Origin of the sequence: Pseudomonas sp. I8001 (assembly GCF_013385345.1) — a bacterium.
Taxonomy (GTDB): Bacteria; Pseudomonadota; Gammaproteobacteria; order Pseudomonadales; family Pseudomonadaceae; genus Aquipseudomonas.
In genome coordinates this window covers 289,208-306,346 of sequence record NZ_JACAQC010000005.1, presented here as the reverse complement: position 1 = coordinate 306,346, position 17,139 = coordinate 289,208, and the positions used below count along the sequence as shown (strand labels likewise).

Below are 17,139 nucleotides of genomic sequence, written 5' to 3'. Positions count from 1 at the left end.
TTGATGAGGTTTTAACATGGCTGAACGTCTGAATAACGACTTCCAGTTCATCGATGTCGGGCGCAAAGATCCGAAGAAGAAACTGTTGCGTCAACGCAAGAAAGAGTTCGTGGAAATCTACGAGCCCTTCAAACCCCAGCACTCGGCCGACCAGGCCCACCGCTGCCTGGGTTGCGGTAACCCGTATTGCGAATGGAAGTGCCCGGTGCATAACTTCATTCCGAACTGGCTGAAGCTGGTGGCCGAGGGCAACATCCTCGCCGCCGCCGAGTTGTCGCACCAGACCAACACCCTGCCGGAAGTGTGCGGCCGGGTGTGCCCGCAGGACCGTCTGTGCGAGGGTGCGTGCACCCTCAACGACGGCTTCGGCGCGGTGACCATCGGTTCGGTGGAGAAGTACATCACCGACACCGCGTTCGCCATGGGCTGGCGCCCGGACATGTCCAAGGTCAAGCCGACCGGCAAGCGCGTCGCGATCATCGGCGCGGGCCCGGCGGGCCTGGGCTGTGCCGACGTGCTGGTGCGTGGCGGCGTGACCCCGGTGGTGTTCGACAAGAACCCGGAAATCGGTGGCCTGCTGACCTTCGGCATCCCCGAGTTCAAGCTGGAAAAAACCGTACTGAGCCATCGTCGCGAAGTCTTCACCGGCATGGGTATCGAGTTCCGCCTCAATACCGAAATCGGCAAGGACGTGACCATGGAGCAACTGCTCGAAGAATACGATGCCGTGTTCATGGGCATGGGCACCTACACCTACATGAAGGGTGGCTTCGCCGGTGAAGACCTGCCGGGCGTGTACGACGCTCTGGACTTCCTGATCGCCAACGTCAACCGCAACCTGGGCTTTGAAAAGTCGCCGGAAGATTTCGTCGACATGAAAGGCAAGAAGGTCGTGGTGCTGGGCGGTGGTGATACCGCGATGGACTGCAACCGCACTTCGATTCGCCAGGGCGCCAAGTCGGTGACCTGTGCCTACCGTCGTGACGAAGCCAACATGCCGGGTTCGCGCAAAGAGGTGAAGAACGCCAAGGAAGAAGGCGTGAAATTCCTCTACAACCGCCAGCCGATCGCTATCGTCGGTGAAGACCGTGTCGAAGGCGTGAAAGTGGTCGAGACCCGTCTCGGCGAACCGGACGCCCGTGGCCGTCGCAGCCCCGAGCCGATCCCGGGTTCCGAAGAGATCATCCCGGCAGACGCCGTGGTCATCGCCTTCGGTTTCCGCCCAAGCCCGGCGCCGTGGTTCGAGCAGTTCGAAATCCAGACCGACAGCCAGGGCCGCGTTGTAGCCCCGGAACAAGGCCAGTACAAACACCAGACCAGCAACCCGAAAATCTTCGCCGGTGGCGACATGGTGCGCGGGTCTGACCTGGTAGTGACGGCCATCTTCGAAGGCCGCAACGCCGCCGAAGGGATCCTGGATTACCTGCAGGTCTGACCCCGATCCCGGATTGAAATGGGATCAAAATGTGGGAGCGGGCTTGCTCGCGAATGCGGTATATCAGTCACCAGATGTGTTGGCTGACCCACCGCTTTCGCGAGCAAGCCCGCTCCCACATTTGTTTTGTGGCGCTTTCATATCCGCGACAAATTGACCCGATAGACAAAAGGCACGGCTCTTGCCGTGCCTTTTGCGTCGCGCTCTGAGAAAATGCCCGCACTTTTTTTGCGGATGCCGACATGACTGCCCTCAAGAACGACCGTTTCCTTCGTGCCCTGCTCAAGCAACCCGTGGACGTCACCCCTGTGTGGATGATGCGCCAGGCCGGTCGCTACCTGCCGGAATACCGCGCCAGTCGCGCCCACGCCGGCGACTTCATGAGCCTGTGCATGAACCCGGAGTTCGCCTGCGAAGTCACCATGCAACCGCTGGACCGCTATCCACAGCTGGATGCGGCCATCCTGTTCTCCGATATCCTGACCATCCCTGACGCCATGGGCCAGGGCCTGTACTTCGAAACCGGCGAAGGCCCGCGTTTCAAGAAAGTCGTCAGCACCCTGGCCGATATCGAAGCCCTGCCGATCCCCGATCCCCACAAGGACCTGGGCTACGTCATGGATGCGGTCAGCACCATCCGCCGCGAGCTGAACGGCCGCGTGCCGCTGATCGGCTTCTCCGGCAGCCCGTGGACCCTGGCCACCTACATGGTCGAAGGCGGCTCGTCGAAAGACTTCCGCAAGACCAAGGCCATGCTCTACGACAACCCGCAAGCCATGCACCTGCTGCTGGACAAGCTGGCGCAGTCGGTCACCTCCTACCTCAACGGCCAGATCATGGCCGGCGCCCAGGCGGTGCAGATCTTCGACACCTGGGGCGGCAACCTGTCGGCGGCGGCGTACCAGGAGTTCTCCCTGGCCTACATGCGCAAGATCGTCAGCGGCCTGATCCGCGAACACGAAGGCCGCAAGGTGCCGGTGATCATGTTCACCAAGGGCGGCGGCCTGTGGCTGGAAAGCATCGCCGACGCCGGCGCCGACGCGCTGGGCCTGGACTGGACCTGCGACCTCGGCGAAGCCCGTCGCCGCGTGGGCAACAAGGTTGCGCTGCAAGGCAACATGGACCCGACCGTGCTGTACGCCAAGCCGGAAGCGATCCGCGCTGAAGTGGGCCGCATCCTTGCCAGCTACGGCAAAGGCAGTGGTCACGTGTTCAACCTTGGCCACGGCATTACTCCGGAAGTTGATCCGGAGCACGCAGGCGCGTTCCTGCGGGCGGTGCACGAGTTGTCGGCGCAGTATCACGAGTGATCGCGCGGCAATGAAAAAGCCCGGCAGATGCCGGGCTTTTTTGTGAGCGGTGATTAAGCCTTGGCTTCCTGCAACGGCGGTAACTTCGCCAGCTTCAACGCCACCAGCAACGCGACGATCAACAGCGCGACGATAAACCCGCCAATCCCGTTCCACCCGGCGTAGTGCCAGAAAAACCCGCCCGCCGTCCCCGCAATACTCGACCCCACGTAGTAACTGAACAGGTACAGCGACGACGCCTGGCCCTTGGCTTTCAGCGCGCGGCGGCCGATCCAGCTGCTGGCCACTGAGTGGGCGCCGAAGAAGCCGAAGGTGAAGATCAGCATGCCGGGCACTACCAGCCACAGCGGGGTAAACAGCGTCAGGGCGATGCCGCCGAGCATCAGCACGATGGTGCCCCACAGCACTCGGCGACGGCCTAGGCGGTCGGCCAGGGAGCCGATTTTCGCCGAGCTGTAGATACCCGAGAGGTAGACCAGCGACAGCAGGCCTACCACGGCCTGGCTCAAATCGTACGGGTCCGCCAGCAAGCGGTAGCCGATGTAGTTGAACATCGTCACAAAGGCGCCCATCAGCACGAAGGCTTCGAGGAACAGCCACGGCAGGCCGGCGTCCTTGAAGTGCATGGTGAAGCCGTCCACCAGGCTGCGCGGGTGCAGGGTGCTGGCGCGGAAGTTGCGCGACTCGGGGAGGATCTTCCAGAACACCGTGGCTGCGATCAGCGCCAGGGCGCCAATGATCAGCATCGCCGTGTGCCAACTGACGAAGTCGATCAGCACACCGATGATCAAGCGCCCGCTCATGCCGCCAATGGCGTTACCACCGATGTACAAACCCATGGCCAGGCCGATGTGTTGCGGGTGGATCTCTTCACTCAGGTAGGTCATGGCCACCGCTGCCAGGCCGCTGAGGGACAGGCCCACCAGTGCGCGCATCAGCAGGATGCCTTCCCAGCTTGGCATCAAGCCGCTGGCGATGGTGCACAGTGCGGCGCAGAACAGCGCGGCAACCATCACCGGCTTGCGCCCCAGGGTGTCGGAAATCGGCCCGGTGATCAGCAGGCCAATGGCAAGCATGCCGGTGGCCACCGAGAGAATCAGGCTGCTTTGCGCGGCATTGATGGAAAATTCGTGGGACAGCGCCGGCATCATCGGCTGTACGCAGTAGAGCAGGGCGAAAGTGGCGAAACCGCCGGAGAACAGCGCCAGCACCGTGCGCATGAACATCGGGGTGCCTTTTTCGATGTACTGCTCGTTGAGCTGTGCCACCACTTCATCGAGGGCGGTGGGCGGTACTTCTTGAGCAAGCGGAGCGACAGCAGATTTCACGCGGGACCTCGGGGAGGAAAGGCTGCCAGGGCTGGCAATGCAAAAAAGAATATAGCTCCCTATTGATTCTTTCCAATATATTGTTCGACCTGTTTAAGAGCTTTTACGACCTAATGAGGTTTTCATGGAACTGCGCCACCTGCGTTACTTCATCGCCGTGGCTGAAGAGCTGCATTTTGGCCGCGCCGCGCAGGTGCTGGGGATCTCCCAGCCGCCCCTGAGCCAGCAGATCCAGGCGCTGGAGCAGGAGATAGGTGCGCGGTTGTTTGAGCGTACCAATCGTCGGGTCGAGCTGAGCGAGGCCGGCAGGTTGTTCCTGCAAGAGGCGCGGTTGGTGCTGGCGCAGGTGGATAAAGCGGCGGACGTGGCGCGTCGGGCGCAGCTGGGGGAACTGGGGGAGTTGAAGATTGGCTTCACCTCTTCTGCGCCGTTCAACTCCAGCATTCCACAGGCGATCTTCGCGTTTCGCCAGGCATTCCCGGCGGTGCATTTGAATCTGCAGGAGATGAGCAGCACGGAGGTGGCCGAGTCGCTGGTGGATGAGTCGATTCAGGTGGGGTTGATGCGACCGTTGCCGTTGCCCGATTCCTTGAGCGTCGTGGAACTGATGCGCGAGCCCTTGGTGGCCGTGCTGAACGCCGGGCATCCGTTGGTGGAGGGCAGTGAGCGGGGTTTGCACCTGGCGCAATTGGCCGAAGAACCGTTTGTGTTTTTCCCGCGGACTTACGGCAGTGGCTTGTATGCCCAATTGATGAGCCTGGCGCGTGATGCGGGCTTCAGCCCGCATTTCGCGCAGGAGGCCGGGGAAGCGATGACCATCATCGGCCTGGTGGCGGCGGGGTTGGGTGTCTCGGTGTTGCCGGCGTCGTATCAGCGGATCCGCATTGATGGCGTGGTGTATCGCACGTTGCTGGATCAGGAGGCGGTGACGGCGGTGTGGCTGGTGCAGCGCAAGGGTCAGCAGACGCCGATGGCCAAGGCGTTTGTCGAGCTGCTGACCCGCAAGGCATTGGTATGACCGACGTATAACCTGTGGCGAGGGAGCTTGCTCCCGCTGGGCTGCGCAGCAGCCCCGAAACCCGACGACTGAGTTTTACCAGGCAACCCTCAATCGCAGGTTTCAGGGGCGCTTCGCACCCCAACGGGAGCAAGCTCCCTCGCCACAGGGCAGCGGGTGTTTCAGTTCTGCTTCGACGTCCCGGTCTGCTGGAGCAACTGCGCCGTGTCACTCACACCATTGGTGCGCAACGCCGCCAGGATGTCACGGTCCAGCATGCTCACCCAGCGGTTGTAGTTGCGGTGAATCTTGCCGTCTTTGTAACCCAGGTCGCGGCTGTCGCGGTAGGTGATGGCGTAGCTGGTGGCGGTGTAGCGAATGTCGATTTCAGCGTGGAACTGGTTGCGCACGTTGATCTCGGCCTGCACCAGTTTCGGGCTCAGGCGCTGCACCACCCATTGGCGTTTGTTCAAGGCCGCGATAATGGTCTGCTTCATTTTTTCTTCGTTGACCTGCGGGTTCGCCGGCAAGTCATGCTGGGTGTTGAGCACCGGTTTGTTGGTGCAGCCAGCGGTGGTGAGCAGGGCCAAAGCGACCAGTGTTGCGCGTAGCAGGGAAGACATTCCATTTCTCCAGTCAGTAAAAAAACTTACACCCAGCGGCGGAAAATCAGCGAAGTGTTGACGCCGCCAAAGGCAAAATTGTTGTTCATCACGTAGTCGCTGTGCAGCTCGCGGAACTCACCTTGCAGGTAGTCCAGCTCGCCGCAGCGCGGGTCGACTTCGTCGAGGTTGAAGGTGTGCACGTATTGGTTGCGGTTCATCATCTCGATGCTGAACCACGACTCCAGCGCGCCGCATGCGCCCAGAGTATGCCCAAGGAAACTCTTCTGCGAACTGATGGGCATGCGGCTACCGAACAGGCTGCTGGTGGCCAGGGTTTCGGCGATGTCGCCCTGGTCGGTGGCGGTGCCATGGCCGTTCACATAGCCGATCGCGTCGGGCGCAAGCCCCGCATCTTCCAATGCCAGTTCCATGGCGCGGCGCATGGTGGCCTGTTCCGGGCGGGTGGTGTGCTGGCCGTCGGCGTTGCTGCCGAAGCCGACGATTTCCGCGTGGATATGCGCGCCACGGGCCAGTGCATGTTCCAGCTCTTCGAGTACCAGGATGCCGCCGCCTTCGCCGATCACCAGGCCGTCGCGGCCACTGTCGTAGGGACGCGGGCTGGTTTGTGGTGCATCGTTTTTCAGGCTGGTGGCGTACAGCGCATCGAACACCATGGCTTCGGTAGGGCACAGCTCTTCGGCGCCACCTGCCAACATCAGCGGCAGGCGGCCGAACTTGATGGCCTCATAGGCGTAGCCGATGCCCTGGCTGCCGCTGGTGCACGCGCTGGACGTGGGGATCAGCCGGCCGGTGAGGCCGAAGAAAATGCTGATATTCGCCGCCGTGGTGTGGGGCATCATCCGCACGTAGGAGTTGGCGTTCAGCCCCTCGGCCACCGAGTTCAGCAGCATATTGCCGAAGGCCTTGATCTCGTCGGTGCTGCCGGTGGACGAGCCACAGGCCACGCCCATGCGCCCGTCCTTGATCGACTCGTCGCCCAGCAAGCCGGCATCTTTCAGCGCCTGCTCCGCCGCCCATACAGCCAGCCGGGAAACCCGGCCCATGCTGCGCAGTTGCTTGCGGGTCCAGTGGGCGGGCACCACGAAATCATCGATCGGCCCGGCCAGCCGGGTGTTCAGTTCGGTGAAACGGTCCCACTCGTCCATGCGCCGGATGCCGCTGCGGTTGGCGCGGAAGTTGGCGGCGATGGTTGCCCAATCGCTGCCCAGGGACGTAACGCCGGCTATGCCGGTGACCACCACGCGTTTCATCAGCACAGGCCTCCATTCACGGCCAGCACTTGGCGGGTGATGTAGCCGGCTTCTGCCGACATCAGGAAATTCACCGCCCCGGCGACTTCTTCCGGCGTGCCCATGCGCTGGGCCGGGATCATTTTCATCAGCTCTTCCACCGGTACGTTTTCATCGAGCATCGCGGTGTCGATCAGCCCGGGGGCCACGCAGTTGACGGTGATCTTGCGCTTGCCCAGCTCGATGGCCAGGGCCTTGGCGGCGCCGATCAGGCCGGCCTTGGACGCGCTGTAGTTGACCTGGCCGCGGTTGCCGATCAGCCCGGATACCGAGGTGATGCACACGATCCGCCCGGCGGCGCGACGACGAATCATCGGCATCATCACCGGGTGCAGCACGTTGTAGAAACCGTCGAGGTTGGTGCGCATCACCACGTCCCAATCGTCTTCCGACAGCGCTGGAAACGCGCCATCGCGCGTCAGGCCCGCATTGAGCACCACGCCGTAATACGCGCCATGGGCTTCCACGTCGGCTTCAAGGATCTCCTTGCAGCTGGCGCGGTCCGCCACATCGAATTGCAACACCCGGGCCTTGCGCCCCAGCGCTTCGATTTCGACCTGCACCGCATCCGCCTCGGCACGCCCGCTGCGGCAATGCAGCACGATGTCGTGCCCGGCCTGGGCCAGGCGCACAGCGATAGCGCGGCCGATGCCACGGCTGGAGCCGGTCACCAATACGGATTCAGTCATGGCGTGGTGTCCTTCGATTCATCTAAATAGTTGGCCGCCTGGGGCGGTCGAAATACGTTCAAGCGTGCGCTGGCCTGGATGCCGTGACCGGTGAGGTGGCATTCGAACACACCCATGCCGTTGTCGTCTTCCAGGGAGCGCAGGCCGTGGATGGTCAGCTCGGTGCCTGCGGGAAAGTGCTCGACGTTGCACTCGAACTTGCGCGTGCCCAGCAGGAAGCCCAACTCCACGGCTTCACCTTTCTGGCGCGCACGGCAACCGGCGTAGGCGGCGACGCTTTGCGCCATCAACTCAATGCCGACCCACGCAGGCAGGCTGCCGTCGGCGCGGTTGAAAAGACCGCCGGGCTTGACCGTCAGGCGGGTCTGGATCTGTTCTTCATCAAAGCTCAGGACCTGATCGATCAGGATCATGTCACCGGCGTGGGGCAGCAGTTCGGCGAGCGGCCAATCAGTCATGGGGCGTCTCCGATAATCAGGCTGACGTTGTTGCCACCGAAGGCAAACGAGTTGCTCATCAGGCAGCGTTTTTCCAGGGCGTCGCCGGGCGACGCCCACTTCAGTACGGGCAGGTCGGGGTCCGCCTGGCCATCCCAGACATGGGGCGGCACTACGCCTTCTGCCAGGCTCAGCCAGCAGAACGCCGCTTCCAGCGCGCCGGCGGCGCCCAGGGTGTGGCCGGTCATGGGTTTGGTCGAGGAGCAGGCTACGCCGTCCGGGAACAGGGCCGCGACCGCCAGGCTTTCCATGGCATCGTTATGTTGGGTAGCGGTGCCGTGCAGGTTCAGGTAACCGATTTGTCCGGGCGCCAGTTGTGCGCTGGCTAGGGCCTTGCGCATCGCTTGCAACGCACCCTTGCCGGTAGGCTCGGGGGCGGAAATATGGTGGGCGTCGCAACTGGCGCCACTGCCCAGCAGTGCGACCGGCGCCGGGGTTTTGCTCATCAGGAACAACACGGCGGCTTCGCCGATATTGATGCCGTTGCGGTTCAGCGAAAACGGATTGCAGCGCTCTGCCGAAACCGCTTCCAGGGACGAAAAACCATTGAGGGTCAGCTTGCACAGCGTGTCGACGCCACCGCAGATCACCGCATCGCACACACCCAGGTCCAACAGGCGTTGGGCACTCATCAGCGCTCGTGCGCTGGAGGTGCAGGCGGTGGAAATCACGTAGGCCGGGCCGCTCAGTTGCAGCCAGTCGGCGAGGAAATCGGCCGGGGCGCCAAGCGCCTGTTGCTGATAGTCGTAGTCGGCGGGGAACTGGTTTTCCCGCAGATAGTGGGCGATGCCACGGCTGGCTTCATCGATGCCCGAGGTGCTGGTGCCGAGCACGATGCCAATGCGCGACGCGCCGAACGTCTGGATCGCTTGCCGGATCTCGTCGTCAATCTGCAACGCGGCTTCCAGCAGCAACTGGTTATTGCGGCTGCGATGGGATTCCAGCCCGGGCGGTATCGCCGCCAGTTCACCGTGCACAGCGGCCACCGGCAACACACGCTCCGGCACCCAGCCGCTTTCGGCGCGCATGCCGGAGCAGTCGCCGGCAAACAGGCTGCGGCTGACTTCGCGCTTGTCGCGGCCCAGGGCGCAGATCACGCCGAGGGCATTGAGGTAGGCGGTCATCGGGCAGCCCCAAGCGGCGAGATGTGGTAGGTCAGGTGTTGCCCGATCACGTCCACGCGAAACACCAGGGAGGAGTGATAGGTGATCTTCCAGTGGGACGGCAGGGTGCGGATCAGGTCCATTTCCTGGGTGCCGGGGTACAGCCTGGAAACTTCATCCGCCGAGGTCAGGGCGAACAACAGCGCGGCAAACAATTCACGTGCCTGGGGATTGGGCGGCAGCAGACCGTCGGCCTGCCAGGCGCCATTGATCAGCATCTGCCGAGCCTGGGGAATGCCCAGCGGGTCCATCATCGACCAGCGAATCCCGCCGCCTTCGCGCTGCATCACCAGCAACCAGTCCTGGCGCTGGCCGTCCTGTTCGCGCTGTACGTGCAGTTGCAGTGGCAGGCTCAGTACCGGGTTTTTCGACGGCAACGGCGGCTGGCTGGCGCACGCGCCCAGCAGCAACAGACAGCCGATCAACAGCATTCGGATCATGTTTCAGCGCTCGCCAGAGGTTTGCGGGCGACCACGTTGACCAGGGTTTCTTCGCGCTGGCCGGCCGGTTTTGGCTGGCGCAGGCCCCAGCGCTCAAGCAGGCCGAAGTCGGTGGCGCGGCTCCACCACAGGTACGGGTACGAGACGTTCTGCGGGCCGAACTCAAAGCCCTGCTCGCGAATCATCTCAAGGTACTCCTCGGCGCTTTTCTGCACATGCATCGGGTGACGAAACAGCCAGCGGATTACCCAAGTGTCGATATAGGCCTCGGTGGATTCGGCAAACAGCAGGTAGCCGCCCGGCTTGAGCACCCGATAGAACTCTTTCAGGGCGCGATGCTGTTCCACCAGATGATGGAAGGTCTGGTGACAGAACAGTACGTCGACACTGGCGTCGGCCACGTCGAGGGTCGCGCAGTCGCTGCCGATCAACTCGATGGCGATGCCCTGGCGCGCGGCTTCGGCGCGGCTCAGGTCGAGGCTGTGTGGGTCGGCGTCGAGGCCGATCAGGCGTTCGGGGGCGAACACCTGCTGCAGGTACTGGAACGACTTGCCCTGGCCGCAGCCGGCGTCCAGCAGCACCGGAGCAACCGGCAGCGGGGCGCTGAACAAGCTGCGCAGGTCGTTGATGGCCACGCGCAGCACATGGTGCTGCCAGGTGTGGCTGCGCAGGAACCAGAAGCCGAACTTGGTTTCTTCGACGTAGTTTTTACTCAGGTATTGGCTGCTCATCTCATCTTCCTTGTCCCGGACGGGCTGGCCCACGGCGCCAGCATGAAGCTGAACGCCAGCCCCAGGCTCACCGACAGCCCAAAATTACTCACCGCCGGTGTGCTGGAAATAGCCAGCAGGCCGAACGATAGCCAAGTAGTCACGGCCGCCAACAGTGTGCCCAACAGGCTCACGGCGGCGCCGCCAATTTGTTCACGCATCAGGATCGCGTAATCGACGCTGATGGCGGTCACCAGCAGCAGGCCGAACAGGCTGAACAACGTCAACGGCTGCCCCAGCCAACCGAGGCTGGCCAGGCTGCACAGCGCCGCCAGCAACGGCAGGGCGACGATGCGCAAGGCACCGCCGAAGCCGAACGGCAGGATCAGCAGCAGTACGATCAACACGCAGGACATCAATTTCAATTCGGCGGCGCTGATTTGCGTCGCGGCAAACACCTGGTTCAAGTCGCCCAGGCGGTCCACCAACTGCACGCCGGGCAGATCCAGGGCCTGCACCCGCAGCAAGGCCGGGTTGTTCAACCCTTGCAGGCTCACCATCGCCGCCACGCCACCGTCGACATTCCCCAGCCACAGCGTGCGCCACGGCTCGGCCAGCGGGCCGACCAGTGCTGCGTCGATGTCTTCGGTGGGCAAGGCCTGCAACTGGGCCAGCTCGGCTTGCAGCGCGCTGGCGGGCACACCGAGGTCCAGCAATGGCTGCCAGTACTGCGGCAGCTGTTTCAGGGCCTCGCGCAGTTGCTGTTGCTCCGCCGGCGCGCTGACCAACTGGTTGAGCGCCAGGTAACCCTGGAGCTTGTCCATGTTCACCAACTGATCCAGGCGCTGGCTCAGCGCGGCCTGGCGTTCCAGCAACTGCTGCTGGTTGTCCGCCCGCACCAGGAAGAACTGGCTGGTGGGCTGGAACCCGGTAATCCGCGCAACGGCCTGGGCTTCCTGCAGCAACTGCGGTGGCGCACCGATCCACTGGCGGATATCGTTTTTGCTGTTCAGGTGCCACAGCCCACCGGCGCAAAACACCAACACCAGTATCAACAACACCGGGCTTGGCAGGCGCTTGAGCAGCGACTCGCGCACGCTCAGCAGGAACTCGGCAATGCGCAGGGGCCATTGCGCCGGGCGCAGCTCGACGCCTTTGAGCAAGGCCGGCAACAGGCACACGGCCGACAGGTAAGCGCCCACCAGACCGGCAGCGGAGAACACCGCGATTTGCGTCAGCGCCGGGAACGGCGTCCACGCCAGGGCCAGGTAACCGATGCAACTGGTGCCCAGGCTCAGGCTCAGGCCCGGCAAGGTCACGCGCAACGCTGGCCAACTGCGCCAAGGGCTCATGCTCCAGCTCTTGGACAGGTAATGCAGCGGGTAATCCACCGCCACGCCGATCAGGCTCGAGCCCAGCACCAGCGTGATCACATGCATATGCCCGAACAGCGCCACGCAGGCCACCGCACCAAACAGCATGCCCACCAGCACCGGCACGAACGCCAGCAACACCCGCCAGCGGCGGAACGCAAGCAGCAGCAATAACAGGATGCCTACCGTCGCGCCGCCGCCGACCCAAGTGATTTCCCGGGTGGCCTGCTGCTGACCATTGGCTGCATACAGCAGGCCGCTTGCGGCGAGCAATTGCGCGCCTTGCTGGTCGGCCTGCCCGCGGCTGGCCTTGAGCAGGTCAGCCACTTGCAGCGGCAGTTTCATGTCGAAGGCATTGCCGGTGGTGCGGGCCCGCAGCAGTACCCAGCTTTTGCCGTCGGCATCGGCGATCAGCGCGCCGCTGCCGATATCCAGCTGCACCGAACCGTGTTGCGGCTGGCTGTTCTGGATGCGCCCGGTGAGGCCCAGCCAATCGTCCTGGCTGGGCACCAGGCTGAAGCCGGTGAACGGGTCGAACAGCGCCTGAACCCGCTGCTGAATAAACGCCTGGGGCTCGTCGATCAGTTGCTCGCGATCCTTGGCCGAGAGCATCGCCAGCCGGCCTTGCAGCAACTGCTGACGCAGGGCCGGCAGGTCGGCTTGGAGGTTCCACTGAACTTTCTCAAACAGGCCGCTGGCTTGCCAGGCTTCGCCCAATTGCGTCGCCATGGCCACGGCTTTTTGCCGGTCGGCATGCCCCACCAGCACCAGCATTTCGCGGTTCAGTGGTTCCTGCATGCGCTGTTCGGCGCGCAGCTCCAGCGCATCCGGCGCGGTGCCGGGCACCAGTTCCATCAGGTTCGCCGACAGCGGTGCGCCATGGCGCCATTGCCAGCCCGCCAGGGCCAACACGGCCACCAGCAGGATCAGGAACAGGCGCGGCAACCAGCGTTCACTCGGCAAAGTCGTGTTGCTCCGCGTCGCTCAAGGGCTGGCTGCTGGTGCTGTCCTGCATGCGCAGTACGGTGCTGTCGCCCTGGGTTTCCAGCAGCTCGATCTTCTGCACCAGTTCGCCGCCGTCGATATTGATTTGGGTGAACACCTGCTTGAGCAGCAGCGAGCGCGGGATCAGCGTGAGTTTCCACTGCTGGGCTTCGCCTTGCAGTTGCAGCTCGAAGTCACGCTGCAAGCCGCTGCTGTCGCCCTGTAACACGGCGAGGAACAAACGGTTCTGCTCGGCGCCGGCGCTCTTGTTCGGCAGCAATTGCCAGCCGTTGGCGTCACGCCGGGCGATGCCGTTGGCGCTGATGCGGTAGTCCTGTTGCAGCGGGGTTTTCAGCAGCCACAGCAGGCCGTGGTCCTTGGCCAGGACGAAGGTGCCCTTGCTGGTCAGCGGCTGCGGCAGCGCGCGCAGGTGTTTTTCCTGGATGAAGTTGCCGTGGATCACCGACGGTTTTGCAAGCTGATCGCTGAGTTGTTGCAGGTCGAAAGCATGGGCCAGGCCTGGAATGCCCAACAACAGAATGAAGGCGATTCCTGTGGGAGCGGCGGTGCGACGATTCGACTTGCTCGCGAAGAACCTGAGGGCGCCACGGGGTGTCAGGCGGCCTGCGTTATCGTTGACGATTTTCGCGAGCAAGCCCGCTCCCACAGGGAATCTCATTTCAAGGCTCTCTCTATGGCGTCAGTGAATATTTTTGGCGACGCCAACTGCATTTCGCGGCTGGCAATTTCCACCGCCACTTGCACGGTGCTGGCGCGGGTCAGACGCTCACCGGTGGCCTTGTCGCTGATCAGGTAATTGACCTTCAAGCGGTTCTCCCACTCCACCAGGCTGGCGCGCACGTTGATGGTCTGGCCGAAGGTCGCTCCGCGCACATAGCGCAGCTGCATGTCGATCACCGGCCAGGCGTAACCCGCTTCCAGCATCGCTGTGTAGTTTTGGCCGATCTTGTCCAGCAAGGCGCAGCGGGCGACTTCCAGGTACTTTACGTAGTGCCCGTGCCACACCACGTTCATGGTGTCGATGTCGAAAAACGGCACGAGGATTTCAGTGTCGCAGTGCAACACGCCGGGGCTACGCATGCAGCCTCCAGTGTTGCTCGGCGATGCGTTTCAGGCACAGGCGCAGTTCGCCTTCCAGGGCGCGGTCTTCGATGACCGGCGGGAAGTCTTTGGCCAGCTCGTCGTGCATGGCGGCCAGCGCCGGCGGCAGCGGGCGTGCGTCTTCAGCCTGGGCCCGCAGCCATACGCCCTGGTTGGCGGCGAGCAAAGTGGCGGCGGCGACTTGTTCGGTCAGTTCCAGCACACGAATCGCATCGCGGGCGGCGATGGTGCCCATGCTCACCTTGTCCTGGTTGTGGCACTCGGTGGAGCGCGAGAACACGCTGGCCGGCATGGTGTTTTTCAGCGCTTCGGCGGTCCAGGCGCTGGTGCCGATCTGCACAGCCTTGAAGCCGTGGTTGATCATCGCCCGCTCGGCTGGCGCACCCGACAAATTGCTCGGCAAGCCGTGGTTGTAACGCACGTCCACCAGCAGCGCGAGCTGGCGGTCCAGCAGGTCGGCGACGTTGGCCACCAGGGTCTTGAGGCTGTCCATGGCGAACGCGATGTGGCCGCCGTAGAAGTGGCCGCCGTGCAGCACGCGTTCTTCTTCGGCGTCGATGATCGGGTTGTCGTTGGCGCTGTTGAGTTCGATCTCGATGAACGAGCGCAACCAGTTCAGGCTGTCGGCCAGCACGCCCAGGACGTGGGGGGCGCAGCGCAGGGAGTAACGGTCTTGCAGGCGATGCAGCGGCGCGGTCGGCGCGTCGATGGCCAGATCCTTGCGCAGCCAGGCGGCGACTTGCATCTGCCCCGGGTGCGGCTTGGCGGCAAACAGGCGCTCGTCGAAATGCTCCGGGTTGCCTTGCAGCGCCACCACGTTCAGCGCGGTGATGCGCGTGGCCAGTTGCAGCAGGTAGTCGGCGCGGGCGAAGGCCAGGCAGGCGAGGCCGGTCATCACGGCGGTGCCGTTCATCAGTGCCAGGGCCTCTTTCGGGCGCAGCACCAGCGGGTCCCAGCCCAGCTCGCGGTGCACCTCCGCCGCCTGGCGGCGCTCGCCACGGAACATCACTTCGCGCTCACCAGACAAGGTTGCGGCCACGTAGGACAGCGGCGTCAAATCACCGCTGGCGCCCACCGAGCCTTCTTCCGGAATCAGCGGCAGCACGTCGAACTCCAGGAACGCATGCAGGCGTTCCAGCAACTCCACGCGCACGCCCGACACGCCGTGGCACAGCGACTGCAACCGCGCCGCCAGCACCGCGCGGGTGGCTTGCGCATCCAGCAACTTGCCCAGGCCGCAGCCGTGGAACGTGTAGAGGTGGCGGGGCAGTGCTTCGACGTGCTGCAACGGCACGGCCACCACGCACGAGTCGCCGTAGCCGGTGGTCACGCCGTAGATAACGCCTTCCTTGTCCAGCAACGAATCCAGGAACTGCGCGCCCTTGGCGATGCGCTGGCGGTACTTGGCATCGGCTTGCAGTTGAGTCGGCGCCTGACGGTTGGCCAGGGCCAGCACGTCTTCGATGCGCAGGGGAATTTCGCCGAAGGTTACCGGCTCAAGATGCGTCTTCATCGGTCTTCCAGAAAGGGTAAAAGTTGAACCATTGTTGGGGCGCTTCCAGGCAGAACTGGCCCAGGCGCTCGGCGTAGCGGGCGGTCCATTGTGCGATCACCTGCGGGCGGTCGCTGCGTTTCCATTCGATCAACTGGGCAAACGGCTCGATGATCAGGCGATAACGGCCTTGATGCTTCAAGCACATCAGCAGGTTGACCGGGCATTTCAGCAAACCGGCCAACAGCCACGGGCCTTGGGGGAAGGCGGCGTCATGGCCGAGGAAATCCACGCGCACCGTACGCCCGCCATGCAGCGGTACGCGGTCGCCGGCAATCGCCAGCCACTCGCCGTCGTCGAGGCGCTGGCTGAGCAGCATCATCACCGACGGGTCAAGTTCGCTGACCTGGATCAGGCGCAGATTGGTCGCCCCGGCTTCGCCCAGAATCCGGTTGAAACGTTCAGCGTGCTTGGTGTGCACCAGCACGTTCATGGTGACCTTTTCGCCAAGCTCGGCGAGGGCGCGGCACACCTCAAGATTGCCCAGGTGCGCGCCCACCAGCATCTGCCCGCGTTCGCTGCGCAGTTGGCCGCGCAGTTGGGCCGGGTCGATGATTTCGATCTGCTCCAGGCGCAACTTGCCGTTCCATACGTCGAGCTTGTCCAGCAGGGCGTCGGCGAATGCCATGAACTGGCCGAAGACGCTTCTGTGGGTAGGGCGCAGGTCGTCGCGCCGGCTCCAGTCGGCCAGGCGCTGCTGGTATTGCCAGGCGCTTTGGCGGGCCGTGCGGCCGAACAGAAAGAAGTAGAAAACGATGCCGTAGAGCAGCGGGCTCAGCAGCCGGCGCCCGAGGACCTTGGCGGCGAAGGCGGTGAATTTCATCAGCCAGAAGCTGCCGCGCTCCTCGCGGTCGGCCCAGTGCTTGGTGTCCTGGCTCATGCCTGCCACCGGCGCCAGAGGATCATCGGCGCGCGCACCAACATGCCGAAGAACAGCCGGGTGTGCATCGAGGAAATCAGCGCGTTGTCGTGGAACAGGCGAAAGTGCGACAGGCCGTCGGCGGGGTAGTGGACCTTGGTCGGCAGCCAGCGCATCGGCTGGTTGCGCCAGGCCAGGCGCACCAGGATGTCGGAGTCGAAATCCATGCGTTTGCCGATGTTGGCCGAGTCCATCAAGGCCAGGGTCGGTGGCAGTGGGTACACACGAAAGCCGCACATGGAATCGCGGATCTGCAGCGACAAGGTGTTGATCCACACCCACACGTGGGTCAGGTAGCGCGCGTAAAGGCGGCCCTTGGGCACGCTGTCGTCGTATTCCGGGTAGCCGCAGATCACCGCATTCGGGTGGGCGCGGGAGGCGTCGAGGAAGGTACCGACTTCCCGCAGGTCGTGCTGGCCGTCGGCGTCCACTTGCAGGGCGTGGGTGAAGCCCAGGCGTGCGGCTTCGCGAAAGCCGGCCATGACGGCGGCGCCTTTGCCCTGGTTGGCGGGCAGGGTCAGCAGGGACACGTTGTCGAGGGTTGCCAGTTGCGCCAGCACGGCGGCGCAGGCGGCGCTGCTGCCGTCGTCTACCAGCAGGCATGGCAGGCCGCTGGACAGCACGCTATGAACCACGGCGGGCACGGCGGCCTCGTGGTTGTAGACCGGGATCAAGGCGCAGGGGTTATGCATAACAGGTACCCCA

At 63.7% G+C, this 17,139-nt stretch carries 17 protein-coding genes; 3 read left to right on the top strand and 14 right to left on the bottom strand.

Annotated features, from left to right (window positions below):
- The first annotated feature begins 16 nt into the window (after positions 1-16).
- Together HX839_RS03170 and hemE are read left to right on the top strand one after the other, a co-directional pair.
- Complete coding sequence (locus HX839_RS03170; protein ID WP_003209353.1) at positions 17-1,435, top strand: FAD-dependent oxidoreductase; 1,419 nt, start codon at positions 17-19, stop codon at positions 1,433-1,435.
- Positions 1,436-1,677: 242 nt separating this feature from the next.
- Positions 1,678-2,745: a uroporphyrinogen decarboxylase gene (hemE, locus tag HX839_RS03165; protein WP_003209355.1), complete on the top strand. Its 1,068-nt coding sequence runs from the start codon at positions 1,678-1,680 to the stop codon at positions 2,743-2,745.
- A 53-nt stretch (positions 2,746-2,798) separates the two neighbouring features.
- Here hemE and HX839_RS03160 read toward each other — a convergent pair whose 3' ends face one another.
- Positions 2,799-4,016: an MFS transporter gene (locus HX839_RS03160; protein ID WP_371132458.1), complete on the bottom strand. Its 1,218-nt coding sequence runs from the start codon at positions 4,014-4,016 to the stop codon at positions 2,799-2,801.
- A gap of 181 nt (positions 4,017-4,197) precedes the next feature.
- Between HX839_RS03160 and HX839_RS03155 the strand changes: the two genes are divergently transcribed.
- The gene (locus tag HX839_RS03155; protein ID WP_003209358.1) at positions 4,198-5,091 is read left to right on the top strand and encodes a LysR family transcriptional regulator; all 894 of its coding nucleotides are present in this window, start codon (positions 4,198-4,200) and stop codon (positions 5,089-5,091) included.
- A 161-nt stretch (positions 5,092-5,252) separates the two neighbouring features.
- Here the strand turns inward: HX839_RS03155 and HX839_RS03150 are convergent, their stop codons facing one another.
- Genes HX839_RS03150 through HX839_RS03090 form a run of 13 tightly spaced genes read right to left on the bottom strand, consistent with a single transcriptional unit; the run spans position 5,253 to position 17,126 of the window.
- Positions 5,253-5,693: a hypothetical protein gene (locus HX839_RS03150; RefSeq protein ID WP_177066717.1), complete on the bottom strand. Its 441-nt coding sequence runs from the start codon at positions 5,691-5,693 to the stop codon at positions 5,253-5,255.
- Positions 5,694-5,719: 26 nt separating this feature from the next.
- Positions 5,720-6,946: a beta-ketoacyl-ACP synthase gene (locus HX839_RS03145; RefSeq protein WP_177066716.1), complete on the bottom strand. Its 1,227-nt coding sequence runs from the start codon at positions 6,944-6,946 to the stop codon at positions 5,720-5,722.
- Positions 6,946-7,674: a 3-oxoacyl-ACP reductase FabG gene (fabG, locus tag HX839_RS03140; protein ID WP_087692521.1), complete on the bottom strand. Its 729-nt coding sequence runs from the start codon at positions 7,672-7,674 to the stop codon at positions 6,946-6,948. Before fabG ends, HX839_RS03145 begins: the two co-directional genes overlap by 1 nt.
- Positions 7,671-8,132, bottom strand: coding sequence for a hotdog family protein (locus HX839_RS03135; RefSeq protein ID WP_102604305.1), 462 nt, complete (start codon positions 8,130-8,132; stop codon positions 7,671-7,673). Before HX839_RS03135 ends, fabG begins: the two co-directional genes overlap by 4 nt.
- A complete protein-coding gene (locus HX839_RS03130; protein ID WP_177020736.1) occupies positions 8,129-9,295 on the bottom strand; it encodes a beta-ketoacyl-[acyl-carrier-protein] synthase family protein in 1,167 nt (388 codons plus the stop codon). Before HX839_RS03130 ends, HX839_RS03135 begins: the two co-directional genes overlap by 4 nt.
- A complete protein-coding gene (locus HX839_RS03125; RefSeq protein ID WP_023659350.1) occupies positions 9,292-9,774 on the bottom strand; it encodes a hypothetical protein in 483 nt (160 codons plus the stop codon). The genes HX839_RS03130 and HX839_RS03125 overlap by 4 nt, the downstream gene beginning before the upstream one ends.
- Positions 9,771-10,505 (bottom strand): class I SAM-dependent methyltransferase, encoded by a 735-nt coding sequence (locus HX839_RS03120; RefSeq protein WP_177066715.1) that lies wholly within the window; start codon positions 10,503-10,505, stop codon positions 9,771-9,773. Before HX839_RS03120 ends, HX839_RS03125 begins: the two co-directional genes overlap by 4 nt.
- On the bottom strand, positions 10,502-12,820 hold the full coding sequence (locus HX839_RS03115; protein WP_177066714.1) for an MMPL family transporter: 2,319 nt from the start codon (positions 12,818-12,820) through the stop codon (positions 10,502-10,504). Before HX839_RS03115 ends, HX839_RS03120 begins: the two co-directional genes overlap by 4 nt.
- A complete protein-coding gene (locus tag HX839_RS03110) occupies positions 12,810-13,520 on the bottom strand; it encodes an outer membrane lipoprotein carrier protein LolA (RefSeq protein ID WP_102604300.1) in 711 nt (236 codons plus the stop codon). Before HX839_RS03110 ends, HX839_RS03115 begins: the two co-directional genes overlap by 11 nt.
- Entirely contained in the window at positions 13,517-13,942 is a 426-nt protein-coding gene (locus HX839_RS03105; RefSeq protein ID WP_177066713.1) for a thioesterase family protein, read from the bottom strand. The genes HX839_RS03110 and HX839_RS03105 overlap by 4 nt, the downstream gene beginning before the upstream one ends.
- A complete protein-coding gene (gene hutH / locus HX839_RS03100) occupies positions 13,935-15,476 on the bottom strand; it encodes a histidine ammonia-lyase (RefSeq protein WP_177066712.1) in 1,542 nt (513 codons plus the stop codon). Before hutH ends, HX839_RS03105 begins: the two co-directional genes overlap by 8 nt.
- Positions 15,460-16,395, bottom strand: coding sequence for a glycosyl transferase (locus HX839_RS03095; protein WP_177066711.1), 936 nt, complete (start codon positions 16,393-16,395; stop codon positions 15,460-15,462). The genes hutH and HX839_RS03095 overlap by 17 nt, the downstream gene beginning before the upstream one ends.
- Positions 16,392-17,126 (bottom strand): glycosyltransferase family 2 protein, encoded by a 735-nt coding sequence (locus HX839_RS03090; RefSeq protein WP_177066710.1) that lies wholly within the window; start codon positions 17,124-17,126, stop codon positions 16,392-16,394. Before HX839_RS03090 ends, HX839_RS03095 begins: the two co-directional genes overlap by 4 nt.
- Between the last annotated feature and the right edge of the window lie 13 nt (positions 17,127-17,139).